The sequence below is a fragment of the Humibacter sp. genome, assembly GCF_035547335.1.
Classification (GTDB): domain Bacteria; phylum Actinomycetota; class Actinomycetes; order Actinomycetales; family Microbacteriaceae; genus Humibacter.
On record NZ_DASZVF010000031.1, the window covers coordinates 58,175 to 76,800 of the forward strand.

Here is an 18,626-nt window from a genome sequence, read left to right on the forward strand (position 1 = left end):
CACGCGGTGATGGCGCCTGCATGCCCTGCGCTCCAGGTGCAGACATGTCAGGCTCGTACCGACTTCGATGACGACGAGAGGATGCCCGTGAGCGCCAGCCCCGCAGACCAGATCCGTACGAACGACGCCGCTTCCGGTGGCCAGCCGGCGGTGTCGGTCTGGCGCCGCAGCAGCGCCGAAGCAGAGGGCGTCGACCCGCGAGGCATCCGTGCCCTGATCGACGATCTGGACAGCGACTCGACGCAAGACCCGCACGCGCTCGTCGTGGTGCGGCACGGCGCGGTGGTCGCATCGGCGCAATGGGAGCCCTACGCGCTGGATCGCCCACAGCTCGTGTACTCGCTGAGCAAGAGCTTCACGAGCACTGCCGCCGGCTTCGCCGTGGCGGAGGGCCTGCTCGACCTCGACACTCCTGCCGCCGACTACTTTCCCGAGTACGCCGACAGCGTCGCCCCGGCCAGCCGCGGCATCCTGGTGCGCCACCTCGCCTCGATGGCGACCGGGCACCTGAATGACATGGTCATCGCGTTCGGAATGGACCCCGAGCATCCGATCAGGGCCTTCCTCGCTTCACCGCCCGAGCGTACGCCTGGCACAGTCTTCACCTACAACCAGCTCGCGACGTACACGCTCGGTGCGATCATCCAGCGGGGGTCGGGTCTGCGACTGAGCGAGTACCTGAAGCCGCGGCTGCTCGAGCCGCTGGGGATCGCCCCCGTCGGCTGGCAGCAGCAGCCGGCCGACGTCGAGCTCGGCTTCTCCGGGCTCTTCACCACGCCCGAGTCGGTCGCGAAGCTGGGACAGCTGTATCTCGCGGGCGGCGTGTGGAACGGCGAGTGTCTGCTGCCGGAGTCGTGGGTACGCGACGCGACGAGTGTGCACGTGGACAACGCCGCTCCAGGCGGGCTCACGAAAGCCGACTCCGACTGGGAGCAGGGCTACGGATTCCAGTTCTGGATGTCGCGCCACGGCTACCGAGGCGACGGCGCTTTCGGCCAGTACTGCTTGGTGCTGCCGGATCACGACGCCGTCATCGCCATCACGTCGCAGTCGACGGACATGGGCGACACGCTGAACCGGGTGTGGAAGCACCTGCTTCCCGCCTTCCAGGACGCGCCGCTCGAGCCGCAGACGGACGGCGGGGATGCCCTCCACGACATCCGTCTCGGCATCGGTTTCGAGGCCGAACTCGCCGCGCTGTCGCAGCTCGGCGACGAGGCCGCCGGCGAGTATCGGAGAGCCGGCGATGAGGGCTCCCGAGAGGAGTACGGCGCGCTCGCCGCGGTGTCCCTCGAGCGTGACGGCGACGGCTGGCGCGTGATGCTGCGTGAGGAATCGGCGGCCGAGGCCGCGGAGGCCGCCGCGGCCCCCGCCTTCCGGCCGGCCTCCGAGGCTGGACAGGCCTCCCTCGCCCCCGTGCAAACGGCGGCGACGCCGACCGGCACGGTGGGTGGTCGCGTCGGAGACGGGTCGTGGGAGGTGACCGAGGGCGGGGAATCGGGAACGCTGGAGGTTCCGGTGGCGGTGCGGGGCGGCCTCCGGTCGTCGGACGGCGCCCTCGCAGTGGACGTGGCGTTCATCGACACCCCGCACCGGCTGAGGCTCTGGTTCGACACGGCGCACCGCACGGTGACGCCCCGGTGGGTGACCCAGGGATTGGGATTCGAGGGCGCCTACCAGCTTCGAGCCGTGCGGCCGGGCGAGATCTTCGCTGTGCAGCGCTGACCCGCTGCTCCAGAATTCACGGCGAGGGCGGAGCCGCCCGCGCCAGCCGGCCCGCGAGGGCCGGGCGCCCGGCATCACGTCAGCAGGAACTCCCGGATGCGCGCCGCCAGCACCCCGGCGTCGGCGTCGTGTCCCTGGCCATCGAGCACGTCGAACTCGCCTCCCGCGGCGCACTCGGCCACCTCACGCGCTCCGAACCGCATGAACTCCGGGCTCGCACCGCCTGCGAGCGCGAGCACCGGGGCGGCGATGGAGGCGGCCAGATCGCAGGGGACGCGACTGTCGCCCATGAACGCGTCGTCGTAGGCGAGGGTGGGCGCGAGGGCCGTCATGCCTGACCACGCGGGGGACTGGCGCGCTCCCGCGATGCCCGCGTCTGGCATCCCGACGCGGCGGAGGAACAGCTCGACGGCGCCGTCGCGATCGCCGGATGCGAGTGCTCGCGTTAGCGCATCCGTGTAGCTGCCGGCGTCTGCCGCGAGTGGCTCAGGCAGGTACGGCGGCTCGAAGACGACGACGCCTCGGATGCGGCCGCCCAGCCGCGCCGCTGCATGAAGCGCGAGCGCGGCACCCGAGGAGATGCCCACCAGGGCCGGCGCTCCGCACGTCGTGCCCGTCGAGTCGAGCAGCACGTCGAGCAGCGCGTCCACGTCGTCGAGCTCGCGCTCGATGCTGTACGGCTCGGTGTCGCCGCTCCGGCCGCGACCCCTGCGGTCGTACATGAGCACCGTGAAGTCGTCGTCGAGCTGGGTGCAAAGCGGCCGCACCGGTCCGGAGTCCCTGAAACACATGGCGCCGTCGATGAGGATGACGCCCGGCCCGTCTCCATGCAGCTCGTAGGCGATCGCGGTGCCGTCGGCCGAGCGAGCAGCCGAAGAGGATGCGTCGAACATTCTCGGACGGTACTTCGGCGCACCGGCACCGTCAAGGCCGCAGAAAAGCGGGAATCCTGGAGGCGAAGTGACCCGAACACTTGGCCGCCAGGATTCCCTTGTACTCCGAGTGGGAACGCACCTTCAGCCTCCCCTCTCGGGGTTGCCTGCTGGGAGTGCTCGGTGCCACATCCAATCGGATATGAGTACAAGGTACCGCATTATCTGGCCCCCATTGGGGGGTTGACCTCAAGTCGCGCGTATGTGATGGGCGTGCAGGAGCTGTCATCCTGCATCGGAGACGAGGTCGACGCGCACGGCGATGCGGGAGACCCGCACCTTGCGCGTCTGAGCCTGCAACGCCTTGGCGAGAGACCCGGCCTTCGCCTTCGCCGTGGAGGAGCTCGGTGCGACGATCGTGACGCCTGCGCTGATCGAGCGTGACGCTCGGTCGGTCAGCACGCTCGTCACGCCGTCCGAGCGCTCGAGGAGCGGCACGAGCTGGCGGCGAAGCATCCGGAACTCGGCACCGGCGAAGTCGGGAGCGCGGAACTCGATCTCGGCTGCGTACTCGGGCATGCGCCCGATGATGGTGACGGCGTTTCGGAGCGGCGTATGTGCACGCTGTGCCCGGGCTTGAAACGCACGCCGCACGGCGCGGGGCGGCGCGGCCCGAGGCGGCAGGGTCGAGGCGGCCGGCTCGCGAGTCGCGGCCCGAGGCGGCACGGCTCGAAGCGGCGGGATTGCGAGACGCGGGTCTGCGCCGTCAGCGGGCGTAGCGCTCGACGAACGTCCGCAGCAGGTGACGCGGCCAGGTGACCGGAGGAGCCGAGCGGATCGTCTGCACCGTGGCATCCAGCTCGTGCGGCTCGAAATAGCCCTCGTGTCGATACGTGCGCACGCGCTCGACGATGTCGTCCGCGGTGAGCTCGGGATGGAACTGCGTGGCGTACAGGTTGTTCTTCACCCGGAAGGCCTGCACCGGGCACGCGTCGCCCGTGGCCAGCAGCGTGGCATCGGGCGGAAGGCGCGTCACGGCCTCCTTGTGGCCCACCCAGGCGAGGAACGACGAGGGGATGCCCGAGAACAGCGGATCCTGCTCGCCCGCCGGCATCAGCCGCACCTCGACGGCGTCGACCGGCTCGCCGTACGTACGATCGATCGTCCCTCCGCGATGCACACCGAGGGTGCCGACGCCGTAGCAGGCGCCGAAGAACGGGAAGTCGGCTGCCACGACGCGATCCAGCAGCTCCGACATCTCGGCCTCCACCCGCCGCTGCACCCCGCTTTTGGCGGCAGCCGGGTCGCTCGCGTTGAACGGGCTGCCGCCCACGAAGACGCCTGAGAAGTCGTCGAGGTCGATGTCAGGCATCGGATGCCGCTCGAGACGGATGCGCGTGAGCTCGTGCTCGCTGAGCCCGGCGAACGAGCGGAACGCCGCGTACTCGGCGTCGGCGAGGTGATCGTCGCCGCGAGTGGCGAGGAGCAGGAACGGAAGCACGTCATCCAGCCTGACATGCCGTCCCGCCCCACCGCGCCCTACCGGGGGTTGAGCCTGTCGAAACCCGCCCCACCGAGGGCCGAGCCGTCGAAACCCGACCTACCCCGCTCCACCGCGGATTGAGCTTGTCGAAACCCGCCCCACCGAGGGCCGAGCCGTCGAACCCCGCCGCGCTCCGGCCCGCCACCTCAGGCGCGAGTGCCGTCGTACGCGTCCCGCAGCAGCTGGCTCAGCGTGTGGGTCGCGAGCGCGTGCATGCGCGGGTTGTCGTCCGACGACGTGGCCAGTGCCGTGCCGATGTTGAGCGCCCAGCCCCTCGCGCGGAGCCAGGTCGCGGCATCCGCGGCTCCCGACTCGGGGGAGGAGGCATCCACCACGACCGCGCGGAACACGGCGCGGGCCTCAGCCTGGAAGGTGAGCCACGCGGTGGCAAGGTCGGTCGCCGGGTCGCCTGCCGTGAGGTCGCCGAAGTCGAGCACGGCGGCGAGCGAGACGCTCTCGTCGGGCGCGACGTCCAGCAGCAGGTTGCCTGGGTGCAGGTCGCCGTGCAGCCAGATCGCCGGTCCCTGCCACAGCGGCGCGGACAGCGCCTCGTCCCACAGTTCTCCCAGAGCGGTGATGTCCCAGAGCCGGCCGAGCTCCCGGAGACGTTCCCGCACGACGCGGTCGCGCGAGACGAGCGGCACACCGCGCACCGGATTGAACGGAACGTCGGGATGCACCCTGCCGTCGGGCGTGAGCGGAGCGGGCACATGCAGGGCGGCGACGAAACGCCCGAGGGGCGCAGCGAGCGGCGTGCGGGCGGATGCGTCGACATCCGCTCCGTCGATGCCGTCCACCCAGCGCACCACGCTCCACGGCCAGCGGAAGCGGTCGCTCGGCACTCCGATGCGCACCGGAACGGGCACCGGAACCGGGAGCGCGGGCGCGAGCGTCGGCAGCCAGCGCTGCTCGTGGGCGATGAGGTGAGCCGCGGCGTTCCGGCGCGGGATGCGCACGGCCAGCTCGTCGCCCAGCCGGTAGACGGCGTTGTCCCAGCCGTTCGACACGAGGCGCAGTTCGCCGGCCAGATCGGGATGCTGGTCGACCAGCAGCACGCGCACGAGCTGCTCGTCGACGGGGATGTCTGCTTCCGGTGTCTGCATGACCGTTCCACGCTAGTCCCGCGCGCGAGGTCCCCGCCCGGGCGCGCGTCACGACCCGCCGAGCGGCTCGTTTGCGCGGTGCTGCGACGAGGCGGATGCCCGCGAGTAGGGTGCGTACTGCGTGACCCGGCGCATCCGGGTGACACCATGCCCTCACGACGAGGCGGCACACGGAAGGGAACAGGCGGCCATGACGGAAGACGGCCCGGCCGGAGAGAGCACCGGCGGCAACGGCGCAAACAGCGCACGCAACACGGATTACGACCCGAGCGAGTTCCGGAGGGTCTTCGAGAACCACTTCACCTGGGCCGCCGCATTCGAGCGGAACACGCACCGCTACGCGCATCGTCCGGCACTCACCGACCCGCAGTCCGGTCGCAGGTGGACCTACGAGGAGCTCGGTGCCGTCACCGGCAGGCTCGTGGAAGGCCTGCGCTCGCACGGCGTCGGCGTCGGGGACATCGTGGCGTATCAGCTGATGAACGTGCCCGAGTTCGCGTTCCTCTACATCGCAGCCCAGGGCCTTCGCGCCGTGAGCTCGCCGATGAACTTCAGGCTGGCACCGGGGGAGACGGCGCACATCCTGAACACGCAGACCCCGACGGTCTTCGTCTACGACATCGACGACACCGCCAACGTGCGCCAGGCGCTCGAGCTCGCGGAGCACGCACCGCGCATCCTCGCCGGAGTCGGGGAGGGCGAGCTGCTTCCCGGTGCCATCCGGTTCGAGGAGTTGCTGGCCGATGAGGCGCCGTCGTTCCACGCACCCGCCGACGCGAGCACCTGGGATGAGACGTCACGCCTCTACACGTCGGGCACGACGGGCATGCCGAAGGCCGTTCCGCTGACCAGCCTCAACGAGGTGCTCACCGCGCACGACGTGATCATGCACTTCCCGTTGTCGCCGACGGACAAGACCATGAACATGTCGCCGTGGTTCCACCGTGGAGGCAACTACTGCGCCGGCCCGAACACCGCGTTCTATGTGGGTGCAGAGGTCGTGACGCTGCCGAAGTTCGATCCCCAGGTGGTGCTGCAGAGCGTGCAGGACTACCGGCTCACCTACGTGATCGGCGCTCCGACCAACCTCGAGCGGCTCGCGGACGCCCAGGAGGCGCAGCCTCGCGACCTCTCGTCGCTGCACGGCATCGTCACGATGGGTGCACCGCTGGACCGGGCGGCCGCACTGCGCTACCAGCGCGTGCTGACGCCGCGCATCGCCAACGGCTACGGCACGACCGAGGCGTTCTGGAACACCTACCTGCGGCCCGACGACCTGCCGGATGCCGCGGGAGCCGCCGGTCGAGCCTGCCTAGACGACGATGTCGCCGTCGTGAAGGTGCACAGCGACCGCATCGCGTCGCCCGACGAGCACGCCAAGAAGGACGGCCAGGAGATCGGCGAGGTCATCATGCGGTCCGTGAAGAGCGGATACGCATACCTCGGCAACTCGAAGGAACAGGCCGAGAAGTTCCGTGACGGCTGGGTCTACCCGGGAGATCTCGCCACGTGGGACGAGAACGAGATCGTCACGGTCGTCGGTCGCAAAGACGACATGATCATCTCGGGCGGCGAGAACGTGCATCCGGTCCAGGTGGAGGAGGTGCTGGCCGGGCACGAGGACGTCGCCGACTCCATCGTGGTCGGGCTCCCCGACCAGCAGTGGGGCGAGGTCGTGGTGGCCTACGTGCAGCCGCGCGATGGCAAGCTGACGGATGCCTCGTCGGCCGCCCGCGAGCTGGATGCCTTCCTGCGTGCGAGCGTCGCGCTCGCCGACTACAAGCGGCCGCGACGCTACGCGTTCGTCAGCGAACTCCCGTACACGGCCACCGGCAAGAAGCAGCACTTCAAACTCAAGGCGCAGGCGCAGCAGGACGCGGACGAGAACAAGTTCGTCTCGCCGTAAGCGCCCGTCTCCGCCCTTCGGCGCGTGCCCTTCGACGGATGCCGAAATCAGGAGACGAGTGCCGAATTCAGGATGGGAGACGGTTCGGCCGCATATCGCAGCCGAATGCCCGCACATCCTGAATTCGGCAGGGATGATGCCGCCAGAAGCGGGAGGGGATCAGTTCAGCCAGAGTTCGCTGGGCGGCACGAGGGCCTCGAGCTCGTCCCACAGCTCAGCCGGGATCTCCATCTCCGCGTACTCCAGAGTCTGCGCGACCCGCTCGGGTGTCGAGATCCCCACCACTGTCGAGTCGACGGAGGGCGAGCGCAGGGAGAACTGGAGCGCGGCGGCGGCGAGGGTGACGCCGTGGCGGAGGCAGGCATCCTGCATGGCGAATGCTGCAGCGGCCACGCGGTCGTCGCGCTCGCCGTACGCGTAGCCGCGCTGCACGTCCGGGCCCTTCGCCAGCATCCCACCGCCGAACGGTGCCGCGTTGAGCACTCCGATCCCGCGTTCGTGCGCGGCGTGGAACAGCGCCTCGGCCGATCGGTCCAGCAGGGTGTACCTGTTGTGGCTGAGCAGCACGTCGAAGACGCCGGTGTCGAGGTAGCGGCCGAGCAGATCGACGGGACCGCCTGCGACGCCGATGCGATCGACGACGCCCTCGTTCTTCAGCTCGACGAGCGCGGCGACAGGTCCGTCGTCTGCTGTGCCCTGCTCGAACGAGATGCGCTCGGGGTCGTGCAGGTGCAGCAGGGGAACGCGGTCGACGCCGAGCCGTTCGAGGCTCTCGTAGAGGGATGCCCGCACCCTGGCGCCCGAGAAGTCGCCCGTCGCCGGATCGGGATCGACCTTCGTCGCCAGCACGACGTCGTCGGGCAGCCCGCTGTACTCGCGAAGAGCGGCTCCGATGCGACGCTCGGCCGTGCCGTTCTCGCCGTACCCGTTCGACGTGTCGATGAAGCGGATCGGGCTGTCTAGCACGGCCAGCACGGTGTCGATGGCGCGTCGCTCGTCGACGTCGTATCCGTAGAGCCGCGCCATGCTCGCGAGCGGACTCGTGCCGAAGCACACCTCGGTGACCTCGATGCCGGTCGTGCCGAGGCCGCCGGCGCGCAGGCTCACGCCCGCACCTCCGTCACTTCCGCCGACTCGTCTGCTGCCCGGTCGTTCCGGGCCTGCTCTGCATCCTCTGCTGGTGTGCGCACCACGGCAGTATGCCTCGCGGCCGCCGCCTTGGCGTCGTGATACGCGGCCACGAACCGGTCGAGCACAGCCTGCGTCGCCTCGTCGCCGCGTGCGATGTCGGGATGCTCGGCACGCCAGGCCAGCATGCGCGCCACAGAGCGCTCGAACGTGAGCTTGGGCGCGTATCCCGGCACGAACCTGCGGATCTTCGTCATGTCGAAGATTGCGGAGTGGCCGAGATCGCCCACCATCTCACCCGACCAGAACCACTCGGGCGCGATCACCGGGTAGAGCTCGCTCGCGATGTGCACGAGCCGGGGCTCGACGCCCATGGCCTTCGCGACGACCGTGTAGATCTGGTCCCACGTGTAGACGTCATCGCTCGTGATGTTGAACACCTCGCCGATGGTGCGCGAGTTGCCGAGCAGGCCCACGAGGCCCTGCGCGAAGTCCTCGGCGTGGGTGAGCGTCCACAGCGACGTGCCGTCGCCGTGCACGGGGATCTCCTCACCACGGCTGAGGCGGTCGATGACGGTCCACCCGCCCGGCAGCGGCGGGTTCTGGTCGTCGTACGTGTGCGAGGGGCGCACGATCGTGACGGGGAATCCGGATGCGCGGTGTGCTTCGAACAGGGCGCGCTCGGCTCGCCACTTCGCCGTCGCGTACGGCAGTGGCGGGTTCGGCCCGGTCGGGGTCGACTCCGTGATGGGCGTCTGCAGTACCGGCTTCGCGTAGATGGAGCCCGAGCTGATGTGCACGTACTGGCCGACGCGTCCGGAGAACAGGCGGAGCATCCGCTGCACGTCGTCTTCGTCGTAGGACAGGAAGTTGACGACGGAATCGAACGTGCGGTCGCCGATCGCGGCGGCAAGCGCCTGCTCGTCGGCGACATCCGCCGTGAGCTGCTCGACCGAGGCCGGCAGCTCGCGCTGCACCCGGTTGGTGCCTCGGTTCAGCACGGTGACGCGCATGCCGGATGCGTCGGCGAGGCGCACGCAGGATGCGCTGATCGTGCCCGTTCCGCCGATGAAGAGCACCGTCAGAGGTGCGTTGTCGTGCTCATGCACAGTTGGTTTCCTCTCTCGAAGCGTTTGCGCCGCTGTCGGCGCGGCCAGGGCCGGACGCCAGGTCAGCGACCGGCCCACCAGTCCTCGAAGCCGTTCTCGGCCAGGCAGATGAGCACGTCCTCCCTGCGGATGCCGAGCGGCTCCAGCTTGTCCACGACCGTGCGGAAGAACGCCTGCTTGACGGCGACCGGATACATGTGCACGGCGGTCACGTGGATCAGCAGCAGCGAGCGCCTGTCGACGTCGTTGTACGTCGGGTCGAACTTGAGCTCGCCCTTCTCGTGCGGGCGGAACACCTGGAACCGGTCGTTCGCCGGGATGCCCAGCGCCTCGATCTGCGCGTCGTGGATCGCGTTGCCGATGGCCTCGTGCGAAGCCTCGAACAGGTCGCGGGGCAGGTCTACTTGGATGAGTGGCACGAGGCCGTCCTCTCTCTTGTCGTGAAGGTCTCTTGTCGTGACGGGTGGTGGATGCGCCGCCGCCTGCGCCGAGAACGCGGGCGCGCGGCGCCGTCGCTACTTGATCGCTCCTGCCGACAGGCCCCGCTCGAACAGGCCCTGAAGGCACAGGTAGGCGACGATCTCGGGAATCGCGGTGAGCACCGCTGAGGCGAGCACCTTCGTCTGGTCGTTGCTGAACTCCCCGACGAAGAACTGCGGAACGAGCGTGATGGTCTGCATGCTCTGCGACTGCAGGAACACGAGCGGCATCAGGTAGTCGTTCCACGCGCCGATGAGCGTGAAGATGAGCACGGCTGCGGCGATGGGCCGGGTGAGCGGGATCACCAGGTAGAGGAATCCGCGGAACGAGTTGGCTCCGTCCACGCGCGCCGCCTCGAACATCTCGTCGGGCAGTCCGTTGATGAAGTTGCGCGTGAGCAGCACCGCGAACGGCACCTGCAGTGCGGCCAGCGGCAGGATCACGGACAGATACGTGTTGTACAGGCCGAGCTGCTGCGTCGTGGCGAACAGCGGAGTGAGCAGCACGACCTCGGGCAGCGTCAGGCAGACCAGAAGCATCCAGAAGTACACCTCGCGTGCGCGGATGTGCAGCTTCGCGAAGCCGTACGACGCCAGCATGGTGACGACGTAGACGAGCACGATGACGCCCAGCGCGATGATCGCGCTGTTCAGGAAGAACTGGAAGAAGCCGGGCACACCGAGCACCGCCGAGTAGTTGCCCCACCCCGCGCCGGCGAACGACCCCTGCACCATGACGATCAGCGGAAAGAGGAACGGCAGCACGAAGACCGTCGCGGCGAGCTGGAGCAGGGCCTTGCCCCACCATCTCCTGACTTCGAACATCAGTTGGCCCCCCTCTCGACCGGGTTCTTCTCCCCGTTGCGTTCACGGCCCGCCGTCTGGAAGACGATCGCCATCACCAGCGCGACGATGAGGAGGATGACCGACAGCGCGGCCCCGTATCCGGCGTGCGCGAGCTGGATCGTGGTCTGGTAGATGTACGTGCCGAGGAACTGCGTCGCGTTGTTCGGACCGGCGATTGTGACCAGCCATGGCACGTCGAACGTCTTCAGGGCGCCGATGGCGCTGAGGATGGCCAGCGCCACCGTCGTGCCGCGCACGCTCGGCCAGATGATGCTGACCAGCGTGCGGATGTTGCCTGCGCCGTCGATGCGCGCCGCCTCGATCATCGACTGGTCGATCTGGCTCATCGCGGCGAAGTACAGCACGAACGTGAGACCCGTCCACTGCCAGATCGTGATGACCATGATCACGGGCAGCGCTGTGCTCTCCTGACCGATCCAGGGCTGGGCCAGGAACCCGAGACCGATGTGCTCGAGCAGCCAGTTGAACTGGCCGTTGGCGGCGAACAGCTGACGGAATACCGGGGCCATGATGGCCGGCGCCAGCACGACGGGCACGAACACGATGACCTTGTAGAGCACGCCGAGCTTGATCTTCGAGTGCATCATGACCGCGAACACGAGTCCGAGCAGTGTCTGCAGCCCGAAGGTCACGACGAAGAACACGGCCGTGTGCCAGACGGCCTTCCAGAACACGGGGTCCTGGAAGATCCTGAGGTAGTTGTGCAGGGCGACCCATTCCGGCTCCGGGCTGAGGCCATCCCAGTTCAGGAGCGAGATGTAGCCCGTGTAGCCGATGCAGTAGTAGATGAGCCCGATGCCCAGCACCAGGGCGGGCAAGATCCAGGGCAGTCCGGACGCGTGCAGCCGGCGGCGCCGGCGACCGGCCCCGCGAGGGGACCGGTCGCCTTTCGCCTGAGGCTCGGACGTGCGTCGTGCGCGGATGACCGAGTCGGTCACGATCTCTCTTCCCGTGATGTCAGCGAGACTGTCATTCGCTGCCCGCTCACTGGTTCGCGGCGGCCTCTGCGGCCTGCTCGAGGGTGTTGGCGGCCTGCTGCGGCGACGCGCTTCCACCCGCGACCGACTGCGCGGCAGCGAGGATGGCGTTCTGCACATCAGCGCTGAGCAGTGCCTCGCGAGGCTCGTTCACGCTTCCGACCTTCTTCAGCAGGTCGTTCACCGGCGTGCTCTGCAGGCTGGGGTCGACGAACTTGATCTGCGTGAAGTCGGGCTTGATGCCCTTCAGCGTGGGCAGCGTGTCGAGGCGGTTCGCGATGACCTGCTGGCCCTGCTTGGTCGTGGCGATCCACTTGGCGAAAGTCTCGGCCGCCGCGCGGTTCTTCGACTTGGATGCCACGGCGAGCCCGTAGTCGGCGTCGCCGTACATCTCACTCGTGTGGCCCTTGCTCGCCACGTCGGGGAAGGCGACGGGAAGGATCGGGAAGGTCTTAGCTCCCGCCACGCCGGCGGCGGAGATGGCCTCGGTCATGGCCTTCTCCGTGGCGTACTGCGTGTACCACGTGCCCATCATGATCATGGCGTACTTGCCGGTCAGGAACTGGTTGTTCGCATCCGGGTACTGCTGCGCTCCGAGTGCGCCCGACTGCATGATGCCGCTGTCGAACAGGTCCTTCCAGATCGACAGCGTCTTCACGATGGTCGGATCGTTCCACTTGGCCTTGCCCTGCGAGGCCTTGGTCCACAGGCCGGGCTCGACAGAGTTGGAGATCGACTGCAGCGTGTCCTGGTCGAAGCCCTCCTGGGCCGCGCCCTGCACGAAGCATCCGACGCCGTTCTGCTTGAACACCTGGCAGTCCTTCTTCCACTCGTCGAGAGTGGTCGGCGGCTTCAGGTTGTACTTGTCGAAGAGCTGCGAGTTGATCCACAGCATGCCGGCGTACGTCGAGCCGACCGGAAGGGCGGTGAGCTTGCCCTTGAGCGTCATGCCGCTGATCGCGATCGGCGCGATCTTCGACTTCCAGTCGGAGCCGAGCGCGGCCTTGGCGACGGGCGCCATGTCTTCCGCGTAGGGTCCGAACTGCTGCACACGGGCGCCGGGCTGCAGGTCGAAGAGGTCGGGGCCGCCGCTGGAGGCGAGTGCGGCTCGGATCGTGGCGTCGTAGCTCGTGATGTCGATGAGCTTGAAGTTGACCTTGATGTCGGGGTACTTCTTGTTGAACTCGGCGATGAAGTCCTTCGCCTCTTGACTGTTGGTGGGCGTCCAGCCCCACCAGTTGATCGTTCCCTTCGTGGCAGAGCCGCTCGAGGCCTGGTTGCTGCCGCTGCTACAGGCGGCGAGCCCGAGTGCTGTCATGCCCACCATCGCTGCGACGGCGACAGTCCGTAACGCTCTCTTCGATCGGAATGGCAGGTGCATTGTGATCCTCTTCGGTCGCGGATACGGCGGCGTATCCGAATGGGGAGAGCCGGGATCGGTGAAATCACGGCGTTCGCAGAGACCGAACGGCGGTTCGACCCGAATCCCCTCGCGAGGCTTCAGCGCACGGACGCCGTTGTTCTTGCTGCACCAGCGGGCGCACCCCGCTGACGACCACGACGTTATTCCGGGCGAAAGTTTGTGTCAAGCTTTCCATCGAGACACGAAAGTTTCGTTACCAAAAGTGTATGGACAGCGAGCGGATGCCGGTCCTGGGCTCCGGCCGCGGACGGTGGCTCCGCCAGGCGCGGGAGCGTCGTCCTCGGATGGCCGTCCTCCGAGCGGCGCCGATCGGGCGCGGCCCGAGCCGACTCGAGCGCGCGGACTCGGGCGCGGGGAGCCGGGAGCCCAGAGTCAGGCTCGGGCTTGAGAGCCCCGAAGTCAGGGTCGCCGAGTCGGGCCCGGAGTCAGCCTCGTGGGCTCGAGCACCTGGAGTCGGACTCGCGGATCAGATGCAGGAAGTCACGCGCGCGGCGGGGCGGTGCTCTCGCGCACGACCAGAGACGTCGCGAGCTCGACGCGGCTGAACGCCAGCTCGGGCTCGTCGCGCAGACGCGTCACAAGGTGGGTCGCCTGCTCGGCCATCATGGCGAGCGGCACCCGCACGGTGGTGAGCGGCGGCCCCGCCCATTTCGCGATGGCGAGGTCGTCGTAGCCCACGACGGAGACGTCGCCTGGGATGGCCAGGCCGAGCGATCGCACCGCCTCGTACACGCCCAGCGCGTGCAGGTCAGAGGACGCGAAGATGGCGGTCGGCGGGTGCGCGGATGTCAACAGCTCGGTGCCGCCGACGTAGCCGTCGTGGTGGTGGAATCGTCCGGATCTGATGTATTCGGGTCGCACCGGCAGGTGTGCGGCATCCAGGGCCGCCCGGTACCCGGACAGCCGGGCCGTCGATGCCATCTGATTGTCGGGACCGGTGATGATCGCGATGTCTCTGTGACCGAGATCGATGAGATGGCGCGTGGCGAGGAAGCCGCCGTTCCAGTCGGCCGAGCCGATCGACGGCGCATCCGACGCCGGGGCACCGTACGGGTCGACCATGACCATCGGGATGTTGCGGGAACGCAGGCGCTGCGCATCCTTGGCGTCGAGTTCCGAAGCGACGAGGATGACGCCGATCGGCTGCCTGCGCAGCACGCCGTCGACCCAGCCGGCCATCGGGCGGTGGTCGTCCTCTGCCGAGGACACGACCATTCCGATGCGCTGGTCTTTCGCCACGCGCTCGACGCTGGCGATGGCGGCGGCCCCGAACGGGCTGTCGATCTCAAAGCACAGCACGTCGATGAGAGGTGCCGTCCCCTGCGGCGTGGAACGCCGGTTGTAGTTGCGATCATTGAGGAGCGTCTCCACCCGGCTCCTCGTCTCATCCGAGACGCCGGTTCGACCGTTGAGCACCTTCGACACGGTGGCGACCGAGACCTGGGCGAGCGCGGCCACCTCTGCCAGCGTTGCCCTCGAAGGGCGGCCTTCCACGGTCTCGCGATCGGACATGTGCACACTGTATGCCACCGGATGCCGTCGCGAAAGTTTCTTGCGACCGTGCCGCGGTTGACCCTGTTGCGGGACACCCCTACTCTGACGAGATCGAGAAGTTTCGCGGCCGCTGAGAAAACTTGACTCGCGCATCGCGCGAGGCGGCGTGCAGGGACTCGAAGGTGCGGCGAGCAGCCGTTCCCGAACGTGAAGCACGCGACGCCGAGGCAGCGAACGCCGAAGTGAACGTCAGCATCAGATGCGAAGGAGCCAGGATGTCCGTTCCCCCCGCGACCGACCGGCAGCGGACAGGCGATGAGGAGCCGACAGGCGGCGAGGGCCAGTTCGCCCGCTACCCGTCGCTCGCCCGCCAGCACGCGTTCGTGAGCGGCGGAGCATCCGGTCTGGGCCGCGAGTTCGTCTCCCAGCTGGCCGCGCAGGGAGCCACCGTGTCGTTCGTCGACCTGGATGAGGCATCCGGCCGCGAGCTGGTGCGCGAGATCGTCGACCGGGGCGGCCCGCAACCGCTGTTCCAGCGCGTCGACGTGCGCGACATCCCTTCGTTCGTGGAGTCGATCGACCGCGCTGCCGAGCGCTTCGGACCGGTCACCGTGCTCGTCAACAACGCGGCGAACGACACCAGGCACACCGTCGCCGAGGTGGACGTCGAGCTCTGGGACGAGCGGATGGCGGTGAACATCCGTCATCACTTCTTCGCCGCACAGGCGGTCGTGCAGGGCATGCGGGATGCCGGACACGGCTCGATCATCAACCTGGGCTCCATCAGCGCGCACATCGATCTGCGCGACCTGCCCATCTACGTCACGGCGAAGGCCGGCATCGAGGGGCTGACGCGGACGCTCGCCAGGGAGTTCGGCGGAGACGGCATCCGGGTGAACTGCGTCATCCCCGGCTGGATCATGACGCCCAGGCAGCTGGAGAAGTGGGTGGGCGAGGCCGAGAAGGAGCACATCTCCCGCATGCAGGCCATTCCGGAGCTGTTGTACCCGGCGGACGTCGCGCGCATGGTGCTCTGGCTCGCCGCCGAGGACTCGCGGCTCTGCACGGGCCAGACCTGGGTCGTGGACGGCGGGTGGGAATGACGAGCCGCCGTCCTGCGCTCGCCGTGGAACGGAACGGGATGCTCGCGTGAAGGCCGAACGGATCACCGACCGCATCGCGTACCACGGCGAGGGACCGGTGTGGGATGCCGCACGCGGCCGGCTGCTGATGGTCGACATGCTCGCCGGCGACGTGCTCGAGCTGGGCGACCCGGCGGACGCCGGCGAGCCCCGGGTGACCCGGCACCACGTCGGCTCGCCGGTCGCAGCGGCACTGCGCCCGAGGAGCGCGGACGGGTACGTCGTCGCGACGGAACACGGTTTCGCCCTGTTCGACGACGGCTTCGAGCGAGAGCGCACGCTGCCTGACGTGGTGACGGATGCGGGCATCCGCATGAACGACGGCGGCTGCGACCCGCAGGGCCGGTTCTACTGCGGCACCATGGCGTACGACGAGAGCCCCGGTGCCGGCACGCTGTACCGACTCGACCCCGACGGGAGCACGCGGGTGGTGCTCGAGGGCGTCGGCATCTCGAACGGGTTGCAGTGGAGCGCGGACGGCCGAACCGCGTACTACGTCGACACCCTGAGCGGCCGCATCGACGCGTTCGACTTCGACGGTGCCGACGGCGCGTTCACCCGGAGGCGCCCGTTCGCGGCGGTCGACCCGTCAGACGGATTCCCGGACGGGCTGACGGTCGACGCGGAGGGCGGCGTGTGGACGGCGTTCTGGCAAGGCGGCCAGGTGCGGCGTTACGACGCATCCGGAAGACTCACGGCGGTGATCGAGGTGCCGGGTGCCAGTAGGACGACCGCCGCGGCGTTCGGCGGGGAACACCTGGACACGCTCTACATCACGACCTCGCGCCAGGGACTCGACGACGACGCCGAACCGCACGCCGGCTCGCTGTTCGCTGTGCAGCCGGGGGTGAACGGACGACCGCTGCCGGTCTTCGCCGGCTGAGCGGCCGCCCGCGCTGCCGATGGGCCGCTTGTCTAGGTGGTCGGCGCGGGCGTCGGCCGCTCGCCGAGACGGTGGTTGCGGCCGCTGAGCGCTCGCCTAGGCGGTCGGCGCGGCCACCGGCTCGCCGTCCACGAGGCGCGGCAGCCGCCACGGGTTGCCTTCCTGGAGGGCGGGCGGAAGCGAGGCATCCGGCACGTCCTGGTATGCGACCGGGCGGAGGAACCGCTCGATGGACGCCGTGCCGACCGAGGTGAAGTGGGGCGCCGTGGTCGCGGGGTACGGCCCGCCGTGCTGCTGCGCGTACGTCACGGAGACGCCCGTCGGCCAGCCGTTGTAAAGCACGCGGCCCGCCTTGTCGGCCAGCACGGCGACCAGGCCGGCGGCCTGCTCGTCGTCATCAGCGCCCTGCACGGTGGCGGTCAGCTGGCCCTCGAGTGCGCGGGCGACGTCGAGCGCCTGCTCAGCGGAGTCGTACCGCACGAGCAGCGCAGCCGGACCGAAGTGCTCCTCGAGCAGCTCAGCCGGGTGTGCCAGCAGCGCGGCGGCATCCGTGGCGTACACCGTCGGCGTCGGCACTTCGGCGCGCGTCGGGTCGCCTGCCAGCAGTTCGACGTCGTCGCGCTCGGCGAGACCGCCGAGACCGTCGAAGAATCCGTTCCTGATCTTGTCGTCGAGCATCTCTCCGCCCGCGGATGCTCGCACCGCCTCCACGACGAGCGGTTCGAGACCCGCGTCGCGCGGCACCAGCAGCACGCCGGGCTTCGTGCAGAACTGGCCGACGCCGAGCGTCATCGACGCCACGAAGCCGGTCGCGATGTCCTGGGCGCGAGCGGATGCAGCGGCCTGCGTCACGAACACCGGGTTCACGCTGCCCAGTTCGCCGTAGAACGGGATGGGGGTCGGACGCGACGCTGCCAGGTCGAACAGGGCGCGGCCGCCGCGCAGCGAGCCGGTGAACGTGGCGACGGCGACGTTCGGGTGCAGCACGAGGTCTTTGCCGGTCTGAAGCCCCTCGACGAGCGCGAACGACCCGTCCGGCGCTCCGGATGCCTTCAGGGCGTCGGTCACGCGCCCCGCGACGGCACGCGACAGCTCGGGATGCGCGGGGTGCGCCTTCACGACCACAGGGCACCCCGCCGCGATCGCGGCAGCGGTGTCGCCTCCCGCCACCGAGAATGCGAACGGGAAGTTGCTGGCGGCATAGACGGCGGCGGGGCCGATCGCGCGCAGCACCCTGCGCAGATCCGGCCGTGGTCCCATGCCCCATGCGGCGTCGGCATGGTCGATGGTGGCGTCGAGGTAGGCGCCGCGCTCGAGCACCTCGGCGAAGAGGCGCAACTGGAACGTGGTGCGCACGAGCTCGCCGGTGAGCCGTGGCTCGAGAAGGTGGCTCTCCCGCATGGCGAGCGGAACGAGCGACGACGCGTCGGCATCCAGGGCGTCGGCGATGGCGCGAAGCCACTTCGCGCGCTCGCCGGGCGCCGTGGCGGCAAGCACGGGCGCCGCCTCGGCCGCCGCCGCCATCACCGCGTCGAGTTCGGCGTTCGTTCGCACGTGGGTCGTGGTGTCGCTCATCGTGTGTCCTTCTTCTCGGCTGTCGTGTTCAGTCTGCTCGGTCCGGCTCATCGCGTTCCTCCGTCGATCGCTGTTCCGTCGATCGCTGTTCCGTCGATCGCTCGAAGGACCTCATGACGGCCCGGCCTGGAAAACGTTTGCCGGCTTCCATTGTCGCCCGTCGCGCTCGACTCGGGGCAAAGGGGTGGCGTGTGCACGCTCGGCCCGTTACCGTGGCAGCTTTGTCTGTCGCGTCCTCTGAGGCGCCGCCCCCGCGAGGAGCATGCATGGAACCCGTGTGGATCATCTCGGCCATCGCGATCATCATCGTCGCCGTCATCGCCTGGCGCACGCTGGGCAGAGGCCGTCAGGACTGACGGCACGGGCGCAAGCGGCGGCCGGACGGGAGGCAGACTCGGTT

General features: G+C 68.9%; 16 protein-coding genes. 4 read left to right on the forward strand and 12 right to left on the reverse strand.

What is annotated here, in order from left to right; translation table 11 throughout:
• Positions 1–87 precede the first annotated feature (87 nt).
• Positions 88–1,725 carry a serine hydrolase gene (locus VHB92_RS07080; protein ID WP_325452814.1) on the forward strand — a complete coding sequence of 546 codons (1,638 nt, stop codon included), beginning with the start codon at positions 88–90 and terminating at the stop codon, positions 1,723–1,725.
• A gap of 74 nt (positions 1,726–1,799) precedes the next feature.
• Here VHB92_RS07080 and VHB92_RS07085 read toward each other — a convergent pair whose 3' ends face one another.
• The 4 genes from VHB92_RS07085 to VHB92_RS07100 form a co-directional block, all read right to left on the reverse strand.
• A complete protein-coding gene (locus VHB92_RS07085; RefSeq protein WP_325452817.1) occupies positions 1,800–2,618 on the reverse strand; it encodes an alpha/beta hydrolase in 819 nt (272 codons plus the stop codon).
• Between the two features lie 264 nt (positions 2,619–2,882).
• Positions 2,883–3,176, reverse strand: coding sequence for a hypothetical protein (locus VHB92_RS07090; RefSeq protein ID WP_325452819.1), 294 nt, complete (start codon positions 3,174–3,176; stop codon positions 2,883–2,885).
• 187 nt (positions 3,177–3,363) lie between these two features.
• Positions 3,364–4,098, reverse strand: coding sequence for a glutamine amidotransferase (locus tag VHB92_RS07095; RefSeq protein ID WP_325452821.1), 735 nt, complete (start codon positions 4,096–4,098; stop codon positions 3,364–3,366).
• A 188-nt stretch (positions 4,099–4,286) separates the two neighbouring features.
• Positions 4,287–5,243 carry an aminoglycoside phosphotransferase family protein gene (locus tag VHB92_RS07100; RefSeq protein WP_325452823.1) on the reverse strand — a complete coding sequence of 319 codons (957 nt, stop codon included), beginning with the start codon at positions 5,241–5,243 and terminating at the stop codon, positions 4,287–4,289.
• A 190-nt stretch (positions 5,244–5,433) separates the two neighbouring features.
• Here VHB92_RS07100 and VHB92_RS07105 point away from each other — a divergent pair, with 190 nt between their 5' ends.
• Positions 5,434–7,149: a class I adenylate-forming enzyme family protein gene (locus tag VHB92_RS07105; RefSeq protein ID WP_325452825.1), complete on the forward strand. Its 1,716-nt coding sequence runs from the start codon at positions 5,434–5,436 to the stop codon at positions 7,147–7,149.
• Positions 7,150–7,308: 159 nt separating this feature from the next.
• On the opposite strand, the gene VHB92_RS07110 is transcribed toward VHB92_RS07105, so the two are convergent.
• From VHB92_RS07110 to VHB92_RS07140, 7 genes are all read right to left on the reverse strand, one after another.
• A complete protein-coding gene (locus VHB92_RS07110) occupies positions 7,309–8,256 on the reverse strand; it encodes an aldo/keto reductase (RefSeq protein WP_325452827.1) in 948 nt (315 codons plus the stop codon).
• A complete protein-coding gene (locus tag VHB92_RS07115) occupies positions 8,253–9,386 on the reverse strand; it encodes an NAD-dependent epimerase/dehydratase family protein (RefSeq protein WP_325452829.1) in 1,134 nt (377 codons plus the stop codon). The genes VHB92_RS07110 and VHB92_RS07115 overlap by 4 nt, the downstream gene beginning before the upstream one ends.
• 62 nt (positions 9,387–9,448) lie before the next feature.
• Positions 9,449–9,805, reverse strand: coding sequence for a tautomerase family protein (locus VHB92_RS07120; protein ID WP_325452831.1), 357 nt, complete (start codon positions 9,803–9,805; stop codon positions 9,449–9,451).
• 96 nt (positions 9,806–9,901) lie between these two features.
• Entirely contained in the window at positions 9,902–10,690 is a 789-nt protein-coding gene (locus tag VHB92_RS07125) for a carbohydrate ABC transporter permease (protein WP_325452833.1), read from the reverse strand.
• Positions 10,690–11,670 (reverse strand): sugar ABC transporter permease, encoded by a 981-nt coding sequence (locus VHB92_RS07130; RefSeq protein WP_325452835.1) that lies wholly within the window; start codon positions 11,668–11,670, stop codon positions 10,690–10,692. The genes VHB92_RS07125 and VHB92_RS07130 overlap by 1 nt, the downstream gene beginning before the upstream one ends.
• A gap of 46 nt (positions 11,671–11,716) precedes the next feature.
• Positions 11,717–13,027 carry an ABC transporter substrate-binding protein gene (locus VHB92_RS07135; protein ID WP_325452837.1) on the reverse strand — a complete coding sequence of 437 codons (1,311 nt, stop codon included), beginning with the start codon at positions 13,025–13,027 and terminating at the stop codon, positions 11,717–11,719.
• A 585-nt stretch (positions 13,028–13,612) separates the two neighbouring features.
• Positions 13,613–14,644: a LacI family DNA-binding transcriptional regulator gene (locus VHB92_RS07140; RefSeq protein WP_325452839.1), complete on the reverse strand. Its 1,032-nt coding sequence runs from the start codon at positions 14,642–14,644 to the stop codon at positions 13,613–13,615.
• Between the two features lie 257 nt (positions 14,645–14,901).
• On the opposite strand from VHB92_RS07140, the gene VHB92_RS07145 reads away from it, so the two are divergent.
• Together VHB92_RS07145 and VHB92_RS07150 are read left to right on the forward strand one after the other, a co-directional pair.
• Positions 14,902–15,729, forward strand: a complete 828-nt coding sequence (locus VHB92_RS07145; protein ID WP_325452841.1) for an SDR family oxidoreductase — start codon at positions 14,902–14,904, stop codon at positions 15,727–15,729.
• Between the two features lie 46 nt (positions 15,730–15,775).
• Complete coding sequence (locus VHB92_RS07150) at positions 15,776–16,651, forward strand: SMP-30/gluconolactonase/LRE family protein (RefSeq protein ID WP_325452843.1); 876 nt, start codon at positions 15,776–15,778, stop codon at positions 16,649–16,651.
• A gap of 96 nt (positions 16,652–16,747) precedes the next feature.
• Here the strand turns inward: VHB92_RS07150 and VHB92_RS07155 are convergent, their stop codons facing one another.
• A complete protein-coding gene (locus VHB92_RS07155) occupies positions 16,748–18,226 on the reverse strand; it encodes an aldehyde dehydrogenase (NADP(+)) (protein ID WP_325452845.1) in 1,479 nt (492 codons plus the stop codon).
• Between the last annotated feature and the right edge of the window lie 400 nt (positions 18,227–18,626).